Genomic DNA, 14468 nt, shown 5'->3' with positions numbered 1-14468 from the left:
GATATTGCACCGGCTGTAACAATTCGCGACATTGAATAAGAGGTTTCCCCATGTCGCTACGTGATCTTGCCCTGACGGTTCTCGAACTCGAACCCAATGAATTCCATTGGGTATTGATGGAAGCAGTGCAGGCGGATTCCGACGATTGCCTGGTTTATCGCCCGGTGGATTCCTCGACCCGGGGCCTGCCCGACTACTCCGAAGCGCTGATCCAGGGCGCATCGGCACTGCGCGTGATTCAGGGCCTGGCCCCCTTCGGCAAGCCCCCGACGCCGGTGGGCATCGGCGATGGGGAGGCGCCGCCGGTCACGCGACACGCTGCCGTGCGCGACACGCAGGAGCCGGGGTCGGACGAGGACTCCTGCCTGTTCACCACCGATCACTCGATCCTGTAGGCGGCCTGCGCCGCAAGCGCTGTCAGCCGGCCGGCAGTTCGTCGCGACGCGGCATGTCGGCGCCGCGACGCGAGCAGGTGATCGCGGCGGCCCGGGCGGCGAAGCGCAGCAGGGCCGAGAGCCGCCGCGCATCGAGCGCCTCGAGTCCCGCAAGATTCAGTGCCTGCTGTTCGTCCAGCCAGGTCAGGAGCGCGGCCTGGAAGGTGTCGCCCGCACCCACCGCGTCCACCACCTCGACCGTGACTGCAGCCTCGGCGGCGTGCGCACCCGGCGCCCACGCCTCGCTGCCGCGGGCGCCGCGCGTGAGCACGACCAGGCGCGCGCCCAGCGACAGCCAGCGCCGCGCCACCTCGGCAGGCGCCGTTTCCGGGTACAGCAAGCCCAGGTCCTCGTCGCTCACCTTCACGATGTGCGAGAGCGCCGCCATGGCCTCGACCGTGGTGCGCCAGCGCGCGAGGTCGGGCTCGACGTTGAGCCGCACGTTCGGGTCGTAGGCCACCAGGCAGCGGCCGCGCTCGCGCGCGGCCAGGGCACGCAGCGCGCTGCCGACCGGCTCCACCACCAGCGCGTAGGAACCGAACTGCAGCACGCGGACCTCCGGCGGCAGCGCGGGCAGGCTGGCTTCGTCGATCTCCCGGTCCGCCGCGCCGTGGCCGTAGAAGGCGTAGTGCGGCACGCCGGCCGCGTCGACGCTCACCACGCTCAGGGTGCTCGGCGCATCGCTGCGCAGCACCAGGCGCGTGTCCACGCCTTCCGTGGCCAGCGCCTGCGTCAGCCGCTCGCCCGCCGCGTCGCGCGACAGGCCGGTGAGCAGCGCCGAGCGGCGCCCCAGCCGCGCCAGGCCCACCGCCACATTGAAGGGCGAGCCGCCGATGCGCGCGTCCAGGTGCAGGCCGGTGGGCGTCGTCCCCAGCACGTAGACATCCATCAGGGCTTCGCCGCAGACCACGAACATGTCATTCATCCTTGAGGGGCAAAGAGCGGGCGCAGCCCGGCGTAGAGCGCCTTGAAGCGTGCATGCCGGGCGCGAAGCGGATCGGCGGAAGAGCCGGCTGGCTCGAAGCGCTGCCGCAGCACGGGGCGGCGGCAGACCTCGGCCAAGGCGCCGCCGTCCGACAACCAGGCGAGCCGCGCCGCGCCCAGCGCTCCGCCGGCCTCGCTGCCTTCGCAGATCACCAGCGGCGTCTCCAGCACATCGGCCAGCAGCTGCGCCCACCAGGTGCTGCGCGCGCCGCCACCGACCAGCACCAGGTCGCCGGCCGGCCGGGCGAGGGTGTCGAGGCCGTCGCGCAGCCCGAAGCTCACGCCCTCCACCACTGCGAAGGCGATGTCGGCCGGGCCGTGCGCATGCGTGAGGCCGAACAGCACGCCCTGGGCGTCGGTATCGTTGTGCGGGGAGCGCTCCCCCGACAGGTAGGGCAGGAACAGCGGCGCGTGCTGCCGCGCCTCGGCGTCGAGCGAGGCGGCTGCGGCCAGCAGCGCCGCCTCGTTGCCGAGGCCGAAGCTGCGCGCGGCCCAGCTCACCGCGCTGGAGGCCGACAGCATCACCGACATCTGATGCCAGCGGCCCGGCAGCGCATGGCAGAACGCATGCACAGAAGCCTCGGGGCGGGGCTCGAAGCGCTCGCCGCCGATGAAGATCACGCCGGAGGTGCCCAGGGAGACGAAACCCTGTCCCGCTTCCACCAGCCCCATGCCCACGGCGCTGGCCGCGTTGTCTCCGCCGCCGCCGGCGATGCTCACGTCGGCGGTCATGCCCCAGCGCTGCGCCAGCTCGGGCTTGAGTTGCCCGGCCACGGCGCTGCCCTCCACCAGCCGCGGCATCTGCGCGCGCGACAGGCCGCAGGCGACCAGCAGTTCGTCGGACCAGTCGCGAGCGCCGACGTCCAGCCACAGCGTGCCCGAGGCGTCCGACATGTCGCTCGCGAACTCGCCGCTCAGCATGAAGCGCAACCAGTCCTTGGGCAGCAGCACGTGGGCGATGCGCGCGAACAGCTCCGGCTCGTGTTCGCGCATCCACAGCAGCTTGGGCGCGGTGAAGCCCGGCATCGCCAGGTTGCCGGCGATTTCGCCCAGCCGCGGCACGCGCGCGGCGAGGGTGCGGCACTGGGCGGCGCTGCGGCCGTCGTTCCAGAGAATGGCGGGGCGCAGCACCCGGTCCTGCGCATCCATGGCGACGGCGCCGTGCATTTGCCCCGACAGGCCGATGGCGCGCACGGCCGCGAGCGCCGATGCCTGCGCGCGCCGCAGCTCGGCCATGACCGCCTCCAGCGCCTCCCACCATTGCGAGGGCGCTTGCTCCGACCACAGCGGCGCCGGGCGCTCGACCGTGAGCGGCGCCCGTGCCAGCGCGACGATGCGGTGGTCCGGCGCGAGCAGCAGGGCCTTCAGCTCCGAGGTGCCGAGATCGAGCCCGAGGTACACAAGTGTTGGCCTTTCTTCAGCCGCCGCCGAAGCGGTGGTCGCTCTGGCGCCGGAACTCGGTCGGCGTCATGCCCTTGATTTCCAGGAAGCGACGGTTGAAGTTGGCGACGTTGTTGAAGCCGACCTGGTAGCAGATGTCCGTCACGTAGTGGTCGGTCTGCATCAGCAGGTGGCAGGCGCTGTTGATGCGCACGCGGTTTACGAAGTCGGTGAAGCTGTTGCCGGTCGAGCGCTTGAAGAAGCGGCTGAAGCGGCTCTCGCTCATGCCCAGCTCGGTGGCGATGTCGGCCATGACGATCGGCTCGGCCAGGTTGGAGGTGATGCGGTCCACGATGACATTGATCTGGTCCACGCCGGCCTCGCCTTCCACGCCCTGCATCTGCACGTTCGAGAGCAGCCGGTAGTCGGTCCACTGCGCGAGGTCGGCCAGGTACTCGCAGAAGAGCGCGAAGCGGCGCAGCCCGCGCGCGCCCTTGACCGCGTCCCAGTGCGCCAGCGCGCGCTCCGCGAGGCCGAAGAACTCGATGCCGTGGCGCGAGCGCTCGAGCAATTGCAGCACCTCCCGCAACTCCGGGATTTCCTCCGCCGCCCGCTCGATCGGCTCGTGCCTGAACTGGATCACGCGGTCGCGCCCGGCCGCGCCGCCCTCGGGCGCATCGAGCGAGATCCAGTTGTGCGGCAGGCGCGGGCCGCACAGCACCAGGTGGCCGGGCTGGAAGGGGCCGATCCAGTCGCCGATGAAGGCCTTGCCCGAGGTCTCGGTGATCAGGTGCAGCTCGTACTCGTCATGAAAATGCCAGCGCACCAGCGGACTGGGGAAGCCGTGCGCCAGGCAGCGCACCAGGCCGGTCTCCTCGGGCGCCTCGTAGCCGAGCGAGGGCGAGCGCGTGATGTCGCGCTCCAACTCGGGCTCGCGGTGGCGGGGCAGGTGGCGTTGGCGCGCCGATGTCATGAACGGATTCCTCGCACCTTGTCTCAGCTCATGACGTTACCACCGTCGACATTGAGCGTCTGCGCCGTGATGTAGCGGGCCTCGTCGCTCGCGAGGAAGACGGCGGCGCCGGCGATCTCGTCCGGCGTGCCCATGCGGCCCAGCGGCACCTCGAGGCCGACCCGGCGCTTCTTCTCGCCGGGTGGAAGGCCCTCGTAGCGGGCGAACAGCGCATCGACATGCGCCCACATCGGCGTGTCGACCACGCCCGGCGCGATGGCATTGACGCGGATGCCCTGCGGCGCCATCGCCAGCGCGGCGCTTTGCGTGTAGCTGATGACGGCGGCCTTGGTCGCGCAGTAGTGCGACACCAGCGCCTCGCCGCGGCGGCCGGCCTGCGAGGCCATGTTGATGACCGAGCAGCCGGCCTCGCCGTGGGCCACCATGTGCTGCAGCACGCGCTGCATGACGAAGAACAGGGCCTTCACGTTGACCGCGAAGAGCCGATCGTAAGAGGCCTCGTCGCTCTCCAGCAGCGGCGCCATGTCGAACACCGCGGCGTTGTTGACGAGGGTATGGATCGGTCCGGCGGCCGCCTGCGCCGCCTCCAGCAGATGCGTGACCGACTGCATGTCGGTGACATCCGCCGGCAGATAGACCACGCGGCCGGGATGGCCGCGCTGCAGCAGCGCCGCGCCGTCCGAGGGCGCGGGTGAGCGGTCGACCAGCGTGCAGCGCGCGCCTTGTTGCAGACAGGCTTCGGCGATGGCGAGGCCGATCCCGCCGCCGGCACCGGTCACGAGCACATGGCGATGTGCGAGACGGCTGCTCATGAACTTCTCTCCTCGATGAAGGCGCGCACGCGCGCAGATGCCGCGCGCACCGCTTCGATCAGGCGCAGATCGCCTGCGATGTCGCCCCAGAGACCGGCGTCGCTGCACAGCGCCTCGACGGGGTCGTGCGCATCGCAGATCGCATGCGCGCCCGCCTCGTCCATGCCCTGGTCCTGGTAGACGTAGGGCAGGGTGCCGGCATGCCAGCGGCGCAGAAAGAAGAGGAAGAGGGCGGGCAGCACCGCCACGCCGGCGATGCCCTCGCCACGCGCCAGGCGCTCGCGCACGGTAGGCGCGATGAAGCCCGGGATCTTCGAGAAGCCGTCCATTGCGACGCGCTGGTTGGTGTCGCGGATCGCCGGGTTGCCGAAGCGCTCCAGCACCACGTCGCGGTAGGCCGGCAGGTCCACCGGGCTCGGATGGCCGGGCGCATTCAGACAGGGAATCACGTCCTCGGTCACGTAGTCGAAGGCCATCTGCCGGATCGCCGGCGTGTGCGTGCCCTCGTGGATGTACTGCAGGCCGACCAGCGTGCCGGCCCAGGCGATGCAGCTGTGGCCGGCGTTGAGGATGCGGATCTTCGCCTCCTCGTAGGGCGCCACCGAATTGACCAGCTCCACGCCCACGCGGGCCCAGTCCGGGCGGCCATGGATGAAGTCGTCCTCGATTACCCACTGGGTGAAGCGCTCGGCCGTGACCGGCGCGGCATCGTCCCAGCCGGTCGCCTCGCGCACGCGTTGGCGCAGCTCCGGCGGCGGGCGCGGCGTGATGCGATCGACCATCGCGTTGGGGCAGGTGGTGTTCTCGCGCACCCAGGCCGCCAGCGCGGGCAGGCCGGCCTGCTCGATGAATTCCAGCAGGCCCCGGCGGAAGCGCTCGCCGTTGTGGCGCAGGTTGTCGCAGTTGAGCAGCGTCACCGCGCCCGCATCCGGGCTCGCGCTGCGGGCGCGCAGGATGGCGCAGACCGCGCCGTAGATGGTCTGGCCGGCCTCGCCGCGCCGGGCGCGCGCGAGGTCCTCGGCCAGCTCGGCGGCGCTCGTGTCGAGGCGGTCCTGCGGGTCGAGGTAGTAGCCGGCCTCGGTCACGGTGAAGGACACGATGCGCGTGCGCGGATCGGCCCCGCGCGCGACCACCGCCGCCAGCGACGGCTCCCAGGGCAGCACCTCGCGAATGGCGTCGATGCGCTGGTAGCGGTAGTCGCCGGCCGGCGAGACCGTCTCGACGGTGTAGCAGCCGTCCTGGGCCCGCAGGGTGTCAAGCAGATCGGCCATGTCGGGCCGCAGGTTGGCGCCCGAGAGCGACCATCGTGCGTCGCCGGCCTCGATCAGCTGCTGCAGGTAGACCGCCTGGTGGGCGCGATGGAAGGAGCCGAGTCCGAGATGCAGGATCACGAACTCCGAGAGAGCAGGAACGGACATGGCGCGAAAAGAAGGCTCAAGCGGCGACAGTGCGGCCTTCGCTGTTGAAGAAATGCAGCACCGAGGGATCAAGCTCGACGCTCACGGGATCGCCCGGGTGCAGCGGCGTGCGCTCGTTCTGGCGCGCCACCAGCGGTACGCCGCCCACGTCCACGTGGATCAACGTGTCGGCGCCGAGCGCCTCGATCAGCTCGACCCGCGCCGGCGCGCCGTGCGCGGTGCCCGGATGCACGCGCAGGCCCTCGGGCCGCACGCCCAGGAAGCCGTCGGTGGGCAGGCGGCCATTGACCTGTGCGGTAAAGCTCGGGATCGCGCGGGCCTGCACCATGTTCATCGAGGGCATGCCGATGAACTGGGCCACGAACTGGTTGGCGGGCCGGTCGTAGAGCTCCATCGGCGTGCCGACCTGCTCGATCAGGCCGTCGCGCAGCACCACCACGCGGTCGGCCAATGTCATGGCCTCGACCTGGTCGTGCGTCACGTAGATGCTGGTCGCGCCGAGCGCGCGGTGCAGCTTGCTGATCTCCACGCGCGTGTTGCCGCGCAGCGCCGCGTCCAGGTTGGACAGCGGCTCGTCGAACAGGAAGACCTTGGGCGCGCGCACGATGGCGCGGCCGATCGCCACGCGCTGGCGCTGGCCGCCCGAGAGCTCCTTCGGCGTGCGGTGCAGGTACTGCGTGAGGTTCAGGGTCTTGGCCGCGTGGTCGACCTTGGTCTTGATCACGTCCTTCGACACCTTCGCCAACTTGAGCGCGAAGGACATGTTGTCGAACACGCTCATGTGCGGGTAGAGCGCATAGCTCTGGAACACCATCGCGAGGTCGCGCTTGCCCGAGGGCGTGCGCGTGATGTCCCTGCCGTCCAGCGAGAGCGTGCCGCTGGTGATGGGCTCGAGCCCGGCGATGAGGCGCAGCAGCGTCGACTTGCCGCAGCCCGAGGGACCGACGAAGACGATGAACTCGCCTTTTTCGATCTGCAGGTCCACGCCCTTGATGACGTGGGTGTCGCCGAAGCTTTTCTTGATGTTGTCGAGTTGAAGGTAGGCCATGGAGAAGTCCTTTACTTGACGGCGCCGAAGGTGAGGCCCTGCACGAGCTGCTTCTGGCTGAACCAGCCGAACACCACGATCGGCGCGATGGCCAGCAGCGAAGCGGCCGAGAGCTTGGCCCAGAACAGGCCTTCGGGGCTGGAGTAAGAAGCGATCAGCACCGCCAGCGTGCCCGCCTTGGCCGAGCTGAGGTTGAGTGCCCAGAAGGCCTCGTTCCAGCTCAGCACCAGGCACAGCAGGCCCGTGGAGGCGAGCCCGCCGACCGACAGCGGCATCACGACGTTGCGAAACTCCGTCCACAGGTTGGCACCGTCCATGCGCGCGGCTTCGAGGATTTCCGCCGGGATGTCCTTGAAGCTGGTGTAGAGCATCCACACCATGATCGGCAGGTTCGACAGCGTGAAGACGATGACGAGCGCGGTGCGCGAGTCCAGCAGGCCGGCGGTCTGCGCGAGCACGTAGATCGGCACCAGCGCGCCGACGGCCGGCATCATCTTGGTGGAGAGCATCCACATCAGGATGTCGCGCGTGCGCTTGGTGCGGAAGAAGGCAAACGAATAGGCGGCCGGCGCCGCGATCAGCAGGCCGAGGATGGTGGAGCCGATGCTGGTGATCAGCGAGTTCTTCGCGAACAGCAGGTAGTCGCTGCGGCGCTGCACCTCGGCGAAGTTGTCCATCGTGGGCTCGAAGACGAAGAGCGGCGGCACGTGGATCGCCTGCAGCTCGGTCTTGAAGGAGGTCAGCACCAGCCAGCCCAGCGGGAAGAAGAGCAGCAGCGAGATGGCCCAGGCACCGGCGGTGCGCAGGACGAGGGGGACAACGCTATCGGTTTGCATGTGCTTCCCCTCAATCCAGGTTCTTGCCGATGATGCGGATCAGGAAGGCCGCCACGATGTTGGCCAGGATCACCGCGAACAGCGCGCCGGCCGACGCCACGCCCACGTCGAAGTTCATCAGCGACTGCTTGAAGATCATGTAGGTGAGGTTGGTGCTCTCGTTGCCCGGCCCGCCGTTGGTCGTGACCGCGATCTCGGCGAAGACCGAGAGCAGAAAGATCATCTCGATCATGATCACCACCGCCATCGGCCTGGCGAGGTGCGGGATGGTGAGGTAGCCGAAGCGCTGCACCGCGCTCGCGCCGTCCATGCGCGCAGCCTCCATCTGCTCGCGGTCCAGCGACTGCAGCGAGGTGATGAAGATCAGGCAGGCGAAGGGCAGCCACTGCCACGCCACCATGATGATCACGGAGAGCAGCGGCACGTCGGTCAGCCAGTCCACCGGCTCGGCACCGAAGAAGCGCCAGAGGTCCGCGAGCACGCCGTAGATGGGGTTCATCATCATGTGCTTCCACAGCAGCGCGTTGACCGTGGGCATCACGAAGAAGGGCGAGATCAGCAGCACGCGCACGATGCCGCGGCCGGGGAAGGGCTCGTTGACCAGCAGCGCCAGCAGCACGCCCAGCACCACCGTCGACACGATCACGCTGCCGATGAGAAGCAGGGTGTTCCATACCGCGGGCCAGAAGTCCGGGTCGGTGATGAAGTACTCGAAGTTCTCGAGGCGAGCGAAGGGGTGGTCGCCCGGCTGCATCAGGTTGTAGTTGACGAAGGAGAAATAGATCGTCATCGCCAACGGCACGATCATCCAGAGGAAGAGCGTGAGCACCGCCGGCGCCATCAGCAGCCGGGGCAGGAATCGGTCGGTTGCGGTCTTCTTGTTCTTCTTCCCGCTCTGGGAGAAGCCGGGGAGCGGGGCGGAAGTTTCCGCGCCCGGGGCCCGGCCCTCCCCGGCGGGGGAGGGCGTGAGGGTGCTCACTTGTAGTACCCGGCTTTCTTCATCTCACGCTCGGCCGCCGTCTGCGAGGTCTTGAGCGCCTGGTCGACCGTGGTTTTGCCCGAGAGGGCCGCGCTCATCTGCTGGCCCACCGCGACGCCGATGGCCTGGAACTCGGGGATGGCGGCGTACTGCACGCCGACGTAGGGCGACTTGGGCAACGTGCTGTCGTTCGGGTTGGCGGTATCGATCGCCTTCTTCTCGGCTTCCGCGAAGCGTGCCGCCTTCATGAACTCGGGCGTGGCATAGGTCGACTTGCGCGTGCCGGTCGGCACTGCGCCCCAGCCATGTTCCTTGGCGACCAGCTTGATGTAGTCCTTGGAGGTCGCCCACTTGATGAAGGTCTGCGCCGCGTCCACCTTCTGCGAGCCGGCGGGGACCGCCAGCGCCCAGGCCCACAGCCAGTTCGCACCCTTGGGCGTGACGGCGGTAGGCGCCTGCGCGAAGGCCACCTTGTCGGCCACCTTCGACTGCTTGGGATCGCTCACGAAGGAGGCCGCGATGGTCGCGTCCACCCACATGGCGCACTTGCCTTCGTTGAAGAGAGCGAGGTTCTCGTTGAAGCTGTTGGCCGAGGCGCCGGGCGGGCCGTAGGCCTTCATCAGGTCGACGTAGAAGCTGATCGCGTCCTTCCAGGGCTTGGTGTCGATCTGCGGCTTCCAGCTCATGTCGAACCACTGGCCGCCGTTGGTGTTGACCATGGTGGTGAGCAGGGCCATGTTGTCGCCCCAGCCCGGCTTGCCGCGCAGGCACATGCCGTAGACCCCGCCCTTCGGGTCGTGCACCTTGCCCGCGAGCTCCTTCACCTGCACCCAGGTCGGCTGGTCCGGCATCTTGAAGCCCACCTTGTCGGCGAGGTCCTTGCGGTACATCAGCATCGAGCTCTCGCCGTAGAAGGGGGCGGCGTAGAGCTTGCCGTCGGCCGACAGGCCGGTGCGCATCGCCGGCAGCAGGTCGTCGATGTCGTAGGCGGCGTCGGTGGCGATGGGGTTGAGCCAGCCCTTCTTGGCCCAGATCGGCGTCTCGTACATGCCGATGGTCATCACGTCGAACTGGCCGCCCTTGGTGGCGATGTCGGTGGTGACGCGCTGGCGCAGCGTGCCTTCCTCGAGCGTGACCCACTTGAGCTTGATGTCGGGGTACGCCTTCTCGAAGAAGGGCGTGAGCTTCTGCATCTCGATCATGTGCCCGTTGTTCACCGTGGCAATGACCAGGTCGGTCGCGGCATGGGCGGCCAGGCCTGCGGCGGTGAGCGCGAGCACCAGTCCCGCCTTCAGAAAACGCTTCATCTCGATGTCTCCTTGTGGTTGGCGACGAGGCAGTCGCTTCAACCGATTTTGGAGACCTTGGCTTGCGGAATTGGTACGTGAAATGCCAATTTCTATACTTCGATGCACTGATTGATCAGTGACTTCCCTAGTTTGAGCAAGCAGGGATGGGCGGCCGGGGTGCGCTCAGGGGGCCGAGGGCGTCCTGCAACTGGCCTTCCAGGGCCTGTTGCCCCTTGGGGGTGATGGCCAGCACCTGGGCCGGCTTGTGGCTTTCGCAGCCGCTGGGGAGCAACTCGGCGGGCGGGATGAAGGCGCTCACCAGTTCCGCGGCGCGCAGCACGCGCAGCTTGTCGATTTCGGCCGGTGCGTAGACCGTGCAGGGCAGCGGCTGCTGCGCGATTTGACGAAGAAGTTCCATCGGCATGGAGGGATCTCCTTTCATGAAGGGCGATTCATTCTGCGCAAGCGACGGGGCGGCGCAGCCGATGGTCGCACCGGCCCGCCCCCGTGCTGCGGTGCAGCGAAAGCCTCGCTGCAGGGCTCGTTCAGACTTCGTGCAACTCGGTCCGGCTGTCCGCCCAATGGATGGCCTGCTGCTCCGCATGCCGAAGCGCCTCAGCCTCGGTTCGGCAGAGGTCGGCATCGTTCATGAGCGGCACCTGCTTCTCGCTGGGAAATCCGAGCTGCCGGACCACGACCGGCCGAAACTGGCCCGGGCGCTCCTTCTCGGCACCGCAGAGGAAGTGATAGCCCCGGTACACGAACACGACGTTCCTGGACATGATCGGCTCCTGCCGCCAATCCTTGCTTGTTGCTACTTCCCGAGGTATTGGCGGACCGCCTCGACCGAAGTGCCTGCGGCGGCCACGGCCGCCCTCAATTGCGCCTCGCTGACGCCCAGCTCCTTCGTCCAGTAGCGAAGCTCGTGCGTCTCGCTGACGTTGATGCGCGACCGATCCTGCGGGCCGCGGTTGCTCAAGTCGTCGGGCATGCTGTGTCTCCTGCGCGTTTCTGTACTTGGAGTGTTGGCGCGGGGCAAAAGTGCTGGCGACAGACGCGGGCGCAAGGCACTGCGGGAAGGCGGCTGACAAGGGGGACGGCCGGAAGATGCTCGCGGCGTCGGCATTGGACCGGCCGCGCCGCGCGCGGGAGCGAATCCGTTGTGCGTGATGCTGCGTATGGGAAGACAGTCGCGGCGCGGTCGCGGCCACTTTCAACCCCAGGAGCATCGTCATGCAAAGTCCTTCCCGTCGCTTCCTTTCCCTCGCCCTTGCGGGCTTCGCGAGCATGGCCGCCTTCGGTGCGCAGGCCTTTCAGGGCGAGCAGAACCCGCTGCCGCCGCAGCCCTTCCAGTCGACTCAATCGCGTGCAGCCATTCAGGCGCAGGCGCTGCGGCCCGTGCAGATCAGCAACGGCGGTACGGGGGTCGCCGCGCCGGCGGGCATGGCCGACCGCGCCATGGTCCGGGCGGGCGCGCGGGCGATCACGTCCAGCGGCGCAGCGGCGTACGGGGAGATCGGGGAGCGGGGCGTGCGCGCGCAGTAGCCGCCTGGCCTCAATAGAGCCCGTAGTACTTGTCCACGGTGGCCCTGTAGGTGTCGTCGTAGTCGGGCACGCGATCCCCCGCGTAGCTCGGCGCGCCTTCCAGCTTCGCCTTGTCCAGCGGCACCACATAACCATCCTGCGAGGTGTCGTACTTCAGCATGTTCCAGGGGATCGGGTAGCGGTCGGTACCCATTCCCAGGAAGCCGCCGAACTCCATGACGGCATAGCGGACCTGGCCCGAGATCTTGTCGATCATGAGGTCGTCGATCGAGCCGAGCTTTTCGCCTGCCGTGTTGTAGACCGTGGTTCCTTCGACGCGATCGGACGAGATGACGTCGTGTGTGGAAGTTGTCGTGGTCATTCCATTTCTCCATAGATCGCCGACACGGCTGGGGATGCCGGCCTCATCTTCGAAAGCCCAGCGATCGAGGTATCTCGCGCGCGAGGTCTTCGACTGATCGGGCGGCTGGCCGTCGTGCTGTAGGCACTCGCTCGCGGGGCCCCTGTACTGGCAGGCAAAGCGGAAGGCGATCGTCACGCAAGTTCTTCTGGCTTTTCGGTACAGGGCTCTGCGCCCCTGTCCGACGAGGCGGCGGCGGGCGCGGTGGGTAGCGTTGATCCGATTGGATGGAAGGATCGACCATGGCTACTCATCGACAAGCACAGGCCAGGAGCGACGACCGCGACGACAAGCGCGTCTTCCGGTGGGGCGCCATCGCGGTGGCCGTCCTGGTGGTTCTCGCCCTCCTGGCTTCCTGCCTGCTCTCGCAATCGAGGGAGCGCTCTCCGGCCCCGCAGGAGCCCACCACCCAGCAGGCGCCGCAGAAGCCGGCCGCGCCGCCCCAGTAGGCGAGGCGGTCGTGCGCATGCCATGGTCCGTCTCGAGGATTTCAAGCCCATGCTGCTGTCGGAGCGCGCGCTGGGCCTCCATGAGCCCGGGTGGGTCTATGAGCTGAAATACCACGGCTATCGCGTGACGGCCGCATTCGGTCGTGGCGCTGTTCAACTGAGGACGCGCAACGGAGCCAACGCGACCCGGTGGTTTCCCGAGATCAGCGACAGCTTGGCCGGTGTGGCCAGCAGTCTGTGCATCACCGACGGGGAGGTGTGCGTGCTGGACGACGAAGGTGGCAGCGATTTCGAGGCGCTTCAGGAGCGGGCTCGCCATCGCTGCTGGTACCCGGGGGCCAAGTCGGTCGACTATTGCGTGTTCGACCTTCTCGTCGATCACGGCGTGGACGTCACGGCCGAGCCGCTGATGCTGCGCAAGGACGCACTCGCGCGCTTGTTCCGAGAGCCTCCGTGGGGCATCCTCGTGGTGCCGTACTCGGAACAAGGGCGCGGGCAGCTGTTCAAGCAGGCGGCCGGTCGTCCGGGCCAGGAGTTCATCGCAAAGCGCCGCTCGAGCATTTACCTGCCCGGTGTGCGGACCAGCGAATGGGTCAAGCTCAAGCGCAAGCCGTCCAAGGAGGAAGGCCGCGCTGATCGTTCGATGGGGCGGCCTTCATCGCTTGCGCGGCTTGTCGAGCTTCCCTGAGCCGACGCATCGACCGGCTGCCGTAGGCGCCTGGATGTGACACATTGTTCCGGTCCTGGGACATCGGCGGCCCGCGCCACGAGTCCAAGTGCGGTGTGGCCCTCTGGGCGCGCCGGCGGAACGGCCCTTGCTTTGACGAGCAGGTCCAGCCTTCACAACGCCGCCATGACCGTACCCGACGCTGCCCTTGCTCCCATGCGCAACCTGCACCTGCAAACCGTGCGCACCGTGCGCGTGAGCGCGCCCGGGCGCCTGCACCTGGGCTTTCTCGATCCGGCCGGCTCGCTGGGTCGCACGTTCGGCAGCGTGGGGCTGGTGATCGACGGCTTCACGACCGAGGTCGAGCTGGCAGCGGCAACCTCGGACTGCGTGACCGCCGAGACGCTGGCCGCCCACGAGGAACGCGGCCGCGCAGTCACCTTGCTGCAGCAGCTGCGCGAGCGCACCGGCCGCCATGCACCCTTGTCCCTGCGGCTGCTGCAAGTGCTGCCGCCTCACGCGGGCTTCGGTTCAGGCACCCAGCTCGCTTGCGCCATCGGTCGCGCCTTCGCCCAGTGGCATGGGCTCGACCTCACGACCGCCACGCTGGCGCAGTGGCTCGGCCGTGGCCTGCGCTCGGGCGTCGGCATCGCGGGCTTCGACGCCGGAGGCCTGCTCGTCGACGGCGGCCCCGGCACCGACGGCCTGCCCGCGCCGCTATTGTCGCGCGTGGCCTTCCCCGAGGCATGGCGCATCGTCGTGGTCCAGGACCCTTCGCATCGGGGCCTGTCGGGCAGCGCCGAGAAGGAGGCGATGGCCACCTTGCCGCCCTTGCCGCAGGCCAGCGCCGCCGACATCTGCCACCAGGTCCTGATGCGCATCCTGCCGGGTGCGGCGCGCGCGGAGTTCGCGCCGTTCGCAGCAGGCGTCCATCGAATGCAGCAGCTGCTCGGCGAGCACTTCGGGCCGGCGCAGGGCGGTGCCTTCACGAGTCCCCCGATCGGCCGGCTGATGCAGTGGATCGCCGACGCGAGCCGCGAGCACGGCGCGGCGATCGGCCAGAGCTCGTGGGGGCCGACCGGTTTCGCGATCCTGCCTTCGCAGGCGCGCGCCGAGATCGTGGTCGAAGCCGCGCGGGCCGCGGGCCAGGTCGACCCCCGGCTGAAGCTGCGCATCGTCTCCGGCCGCAACCACCCGGCCACGGTGCGCGAAGGCACTTCGGAGCCGCTCGGCGACTGAACGCGCCGCCCGCGC

General features: G+C 68.6%; 18 protein-coding genes. 5 read left to right on the top strand and 13 right to left on the bottom strand.

Annotated elements, in window-relative coordinates; all coding sequences use genetic code 11:
- The first annotated feature begins 50 nt into the window (after positions 1-50).
- On the top strand, positions 51-395 hold the full coding sequence (locus tag GXN78_RS01855) for a hypothetical protein (RefSeq protein WP_146162942.1): 345 nt from the start codon (positions 51-53) through the stop codon (positions 393-395).
- Between the two features lie 22 nt (positions 396-417).
- On the opposite strand, the gene GXN78_RS01850 is transcribed toward GXN78_RS01855, so the two are convergent.
- From GXN78_RS01850 to GXN78_RS01795, 12 genes are all read right to left on the bottom strand, one after another.
- Positions 418-1350, bottom strand: coding sequence for a carbohydrate kinase (locus GXN78_RS01850; protein WP_106553998.1), 933 nt, complete (start codon positions 1348-1350; stop codon positions 418-420).
- Positions 1351-1355: 5 nt separating this feature from the next.
- Positions 1356-2819: a xylulokinase gene (gene xylB / locus GXN78_RS01845; protein ID WP_106553999.1), complete on the bottom strand. Its 1464-nt coding sequence runs from the start codon at positions 2817-2819 to the stop codon at positions 1356-1358.
- Between the two features lie 16 nt (positions 2820-2835).
- The gene (locus tag GXN78_RS01840) at positions 2836-3771 is read right to left on the bottom strand and encodes an AraC family transcriptional regulator (protein WP_106554000.1); all 936 of its coding nucleotides are present in this window, start codon (positions 3769-3771) and stop codon (positions 2836-2838) included.
- A gap of 23 nt (positions 3772-3794) precedes the next feature.
- Positions 3795-4583, bottom strand: a complete 789-nt coding sequence (locus GXN78_RS01835; RefSeq protein ID WP_106554001.1) for an L-iditol 2-dehydrogenase — start codon at positions 4581-4583, stop codon at positions 3795-3797.
- Positions 4580-6001: a D-arabinitol 4-dehydrogenase gene (gene dalD, locus GXN78_RS01830; protein ID WP_181360451.1), complete on the bottom strand. Its 1422-nt coding sequence runs from the start codon at positions 5999-6001 to the stop codon at positions 4580-4582. The genes GXN78_RS01835 and dalD overlap by 4 nt, the downstream gene beginning before the upstream one ends.
- Before the next feature lie 16 nt (positions 6002-6017).
- Positions 6018-7049 carry a sn-glycerol-3-phosphate ABC transporter ATP-binding protein UgpC gene (gene ugpC, locus GXN78_RS01825; protein ID WP_106554002.1) on the bottom strand — a complete coding sequence of 344 codons (1032 nt, stop codon included), beginning with the start codon at positions 7047-7049 and terminating at the stop codon, positions 6018-6020.
- Positions 7050-7060: 11 nt separating this feature from the next.
- Positions 7061-7885, bottom strand: coding sequence for a carbohydrate ABC transporter permease (locus tag GXN78_RS01820; protein WP_106554003.1), 825 nt, complete (start codon positions 7883-7885; stop codon positions 7061-7063).
- Positions 7886-7895: 10 nt separating this feature from the next.
- Positions 7896-8726 carry a sugar ABC transporter permease gene (locus tag GXN78_RS01815; protein WP_106554146.1) on the bottom strand — a complete coding sequence of 277 codons (831 nt, stop codon included), beginning with the start codon at positions 8724-8726 and terminating at the stop codon, positions 7896-7898.
- Positions 8727-8860: 134 nt separating this feature from the next.
- A complete protein-coding gene (locus tag GXN78_RS01810; protein ID WP_106554004.1) occupies positions 8861-10171 on the bottom strand; it encodes a sugar ABC transporter substrate-binding protein in 1311 nt (436 codons plus the stop codon).
- Between the two features lie 127 nt (positions 10172-10298).
- On the bottom strand, positions 10299-10577 hold the full coding sequence (locus tag GXN78_RS01805; RefSeq protein ID WP_106554005.1) for a hypothetical protein: 279 nt from the start codon (positions 10575-10577) through the stop codon (positions 10299-10301).
- A 121-nt stretch (positions 10578-10698) separates the two neighbouring features.
- Positions 10699-10935: a hypothetical protein gene (locus tag GXN78_RS01800; protein ID WP_106554006.1), complete on the bottom strand. Its 237-nt coding sequence runs from the start codon at positions 10933-10935 to the stop codon at positions 10699-10701.
- 32 nt (positions 10936-10967) lie between these two features.
- A complete protein-coding gene (locus tag GXN78_RS01795) occupies positions 10968-11144 on the bottom strand; it encodes a DUF3606 domain-containing protein (RefSeq protein ID WP_106554007.1) in 177 nt (58 codons plus the stop codon).
- A 242-nt stretch (positions 11145-11386) separates the two neighbouring features.
- On the opposite strand from GXN78_RS01795, the gene GXN78_RS01790 reads away from it, so the two are divergent.
- On the top strand, positions 11387-11698 hold the full coding sequence (locus GXN78_RS01790; RefSeq protein ID WP_106554008.1) for a DUF4148 domain-containing protein: 312 nt from the start codon (positions 11387-11389) through the stop codon (positions 11696-11698).
- Positions 11699-11708: 10 nt separating this feature from the next.
- Here the strand turns inward: GXN78_RS01790 and GXN78_RS01785 are convergent, their stop codons facing one another.
- Entirely contained in the window at positions 11709-12059 is a 351-nt protein-coding gene (locus tag GXN78_RS01785) for a PRC-barrel domain-containing protein (RefSeq protein WP_106554009.1), read from the bottom strand.
- A gap of 281 nt (positions 12060-12340) precedes the next feature.
- Here GXN78_RS01785 and GXN78_RS01780 point away from each other — a divergent pair, with 281 nt between their 5' ends.
- The 3 genes from GXN78_RS01780 (at position 12341) to GXN78_RS01770 (ending at position 14453) form a co-directional block, all read left to right on the top strand.
- Entirely contained in the window at positions 12341-12547 is a 207-nt protein-coding gene (locus tag GXN78_RS01780) for a hypothetical protein (RefSeq protein ID WP_106554010.1), read from the top strand.
- A 49-nt stretch (positions 12548-12596) separates the two neighbouring features.
- On the top strand, positions 12597-13235 hold the full coding sequence (locus tag GXN78_RS01775) for a hypothetical protein (protein WP_164255341.1): 639 nt from the start codon (positions 12597-12599) through the stop codon (positions 13233-13235).
- A 165-nt stretch (positions 13236-13400) separates the two neighbouring features.
- Positions 13401-14453, top strand: coding sequence for a beta-ribofuranosylaminobenzene 5'-phosphate synthase family protein (locus tag GXN78_RS01770; RefSeq protein ID WP_239142572.1), 1053 nt, complete (start codon positions 13401-13403; stop codon positions 14451-14453).
- Positions 14454-14468 lie beyond the last annotated feature (15 nt).

The sequence above is a fragment of the Variovorax sp. WS11 genome, from assembly GCF_010499245.1.
GTDB lineage: Bacteria > Pseudomonadota > Gammaproteobacteria > Burkholderiales > Burkholderiaceae_C > Variovorax.
This window is presented reverse-complemented; position numbering and strand designations above follow the sequence as displayed.

Coding starts and splice junctions, on each gene's coding strand:
- GXN78_RS01780 (WP_106554010.1), top strand. CDS start 12,341: ATGGCTACTCATCGACAAGCACAGGCCAGGAGCGACGACCGCGACGAC.
- GXN78_RS01835 (WP_106554001.1), bottom strand. CDS start 4,583: ATGAGCAGCCGTCTCGCACATCGCCATGTGCTCGTGACCGGTGCCGGC.
- GXN78_RS01810 (WP_106554004.1), bottom strand. CDS start 10,171: ATGAAGCGTTTTCTGAAGGCGGGACTGGTGCTCGCGCTCACCGCCGCA.
- dalD (WP_181360451.1), bottom strand. CDS start 6,001: ATGTCCGTTCCTGCTCTCTCGGAGTTCGTGATCCTGCATCTCGGACTC.
- GXN78_RS01790 (WP_106554008.1), top strand. CDS start 11,387: ATGCAAAGTCCTTCCCGTCGCTTCCTTTCCCTCGCCCTTGCGGGCTTC.
- GXN78_RS01840 (WP_106554000.1), bottom strand. CDS start 3,771: ATGACATCGGCGCGCCAACGCCACCTGCCCCGCCACCGCGAGCCCGAG.
- GXN78_RS01800 (WP_106554006.1), bottom strand. CDS start 10,935: ATGTCCAGGAACGTCGTGTTCGTGTACCGGGGCTATCACTTCCTCTGC.
- GXN78_RS01805 (WP_106554005.1), bottom strand. CDS start 10,577: ATGCCGATGGAACTTCTTCGTCAAATCGCGCAGCAGCCGCTGCCCTGC.
- GXN78_RS01795 (WP_106554007.1), bottom strand. CDS start 11,144: ATGCCCGACGACTTGAGCAACCGCGGCCCGCAGGATCGGTCGCGCATC.
- GXN78_RS01815 (WP_106554146.1), bottom strand. CDS start 8,726: ATGGCGCCGGCGGTGCTCACGCTCTTCCTCTGGATGATCGTGCCGTTG.
- GXN78_RS01770 (WP_239142572.1), top strand. CDS start 13,401: ATGACCGTACCCGACGCTGCCCTTGCTCCCATGCGCAACCTGCACCTG.
- ugpC (WP_106554002.1), bottom strand. CDS start 7,049: ATGGCCTACCTTCAACTCGACAACATCAAGAAAAGCTTCGGCGACACC.
- GXN78_RS01855 (WP_146162942.1), top strand. CDS start 51: ATGTCGCTACGTGATCTTGCCCTGACGGTTCTCGAACTCGAACCCAAT.
- GXN78_RS01785 (WP_106554009.1), bottom strand. CDS start 12,059: ATGACCACGACAACTTCCACACACGACGTCATCTCGTCCGATCGCGTC.
- GXN78_RS01775 (WP_164255341.1), top strand. CDS start 12,597: ATGCTGCTGTCGGAGCGCGCGCTGGGCCTCCATGAGCCCGGGTGGGTC.
- GXN78_RS01820 (WP_106554003.1), bottom strand. CDS start 7,885: ATGCAAACCGATAGCGTTGTCCCCCTCGTCCTGCGCACCGCCGGTGCC.
- GXN78_RS01850 (WP_106553998.1), bottom strand. CDS start 1,350: ATGTTCGTGGTCTGCGGCGAAGCCCTGATGGATGTCTACGTGCTGGGG.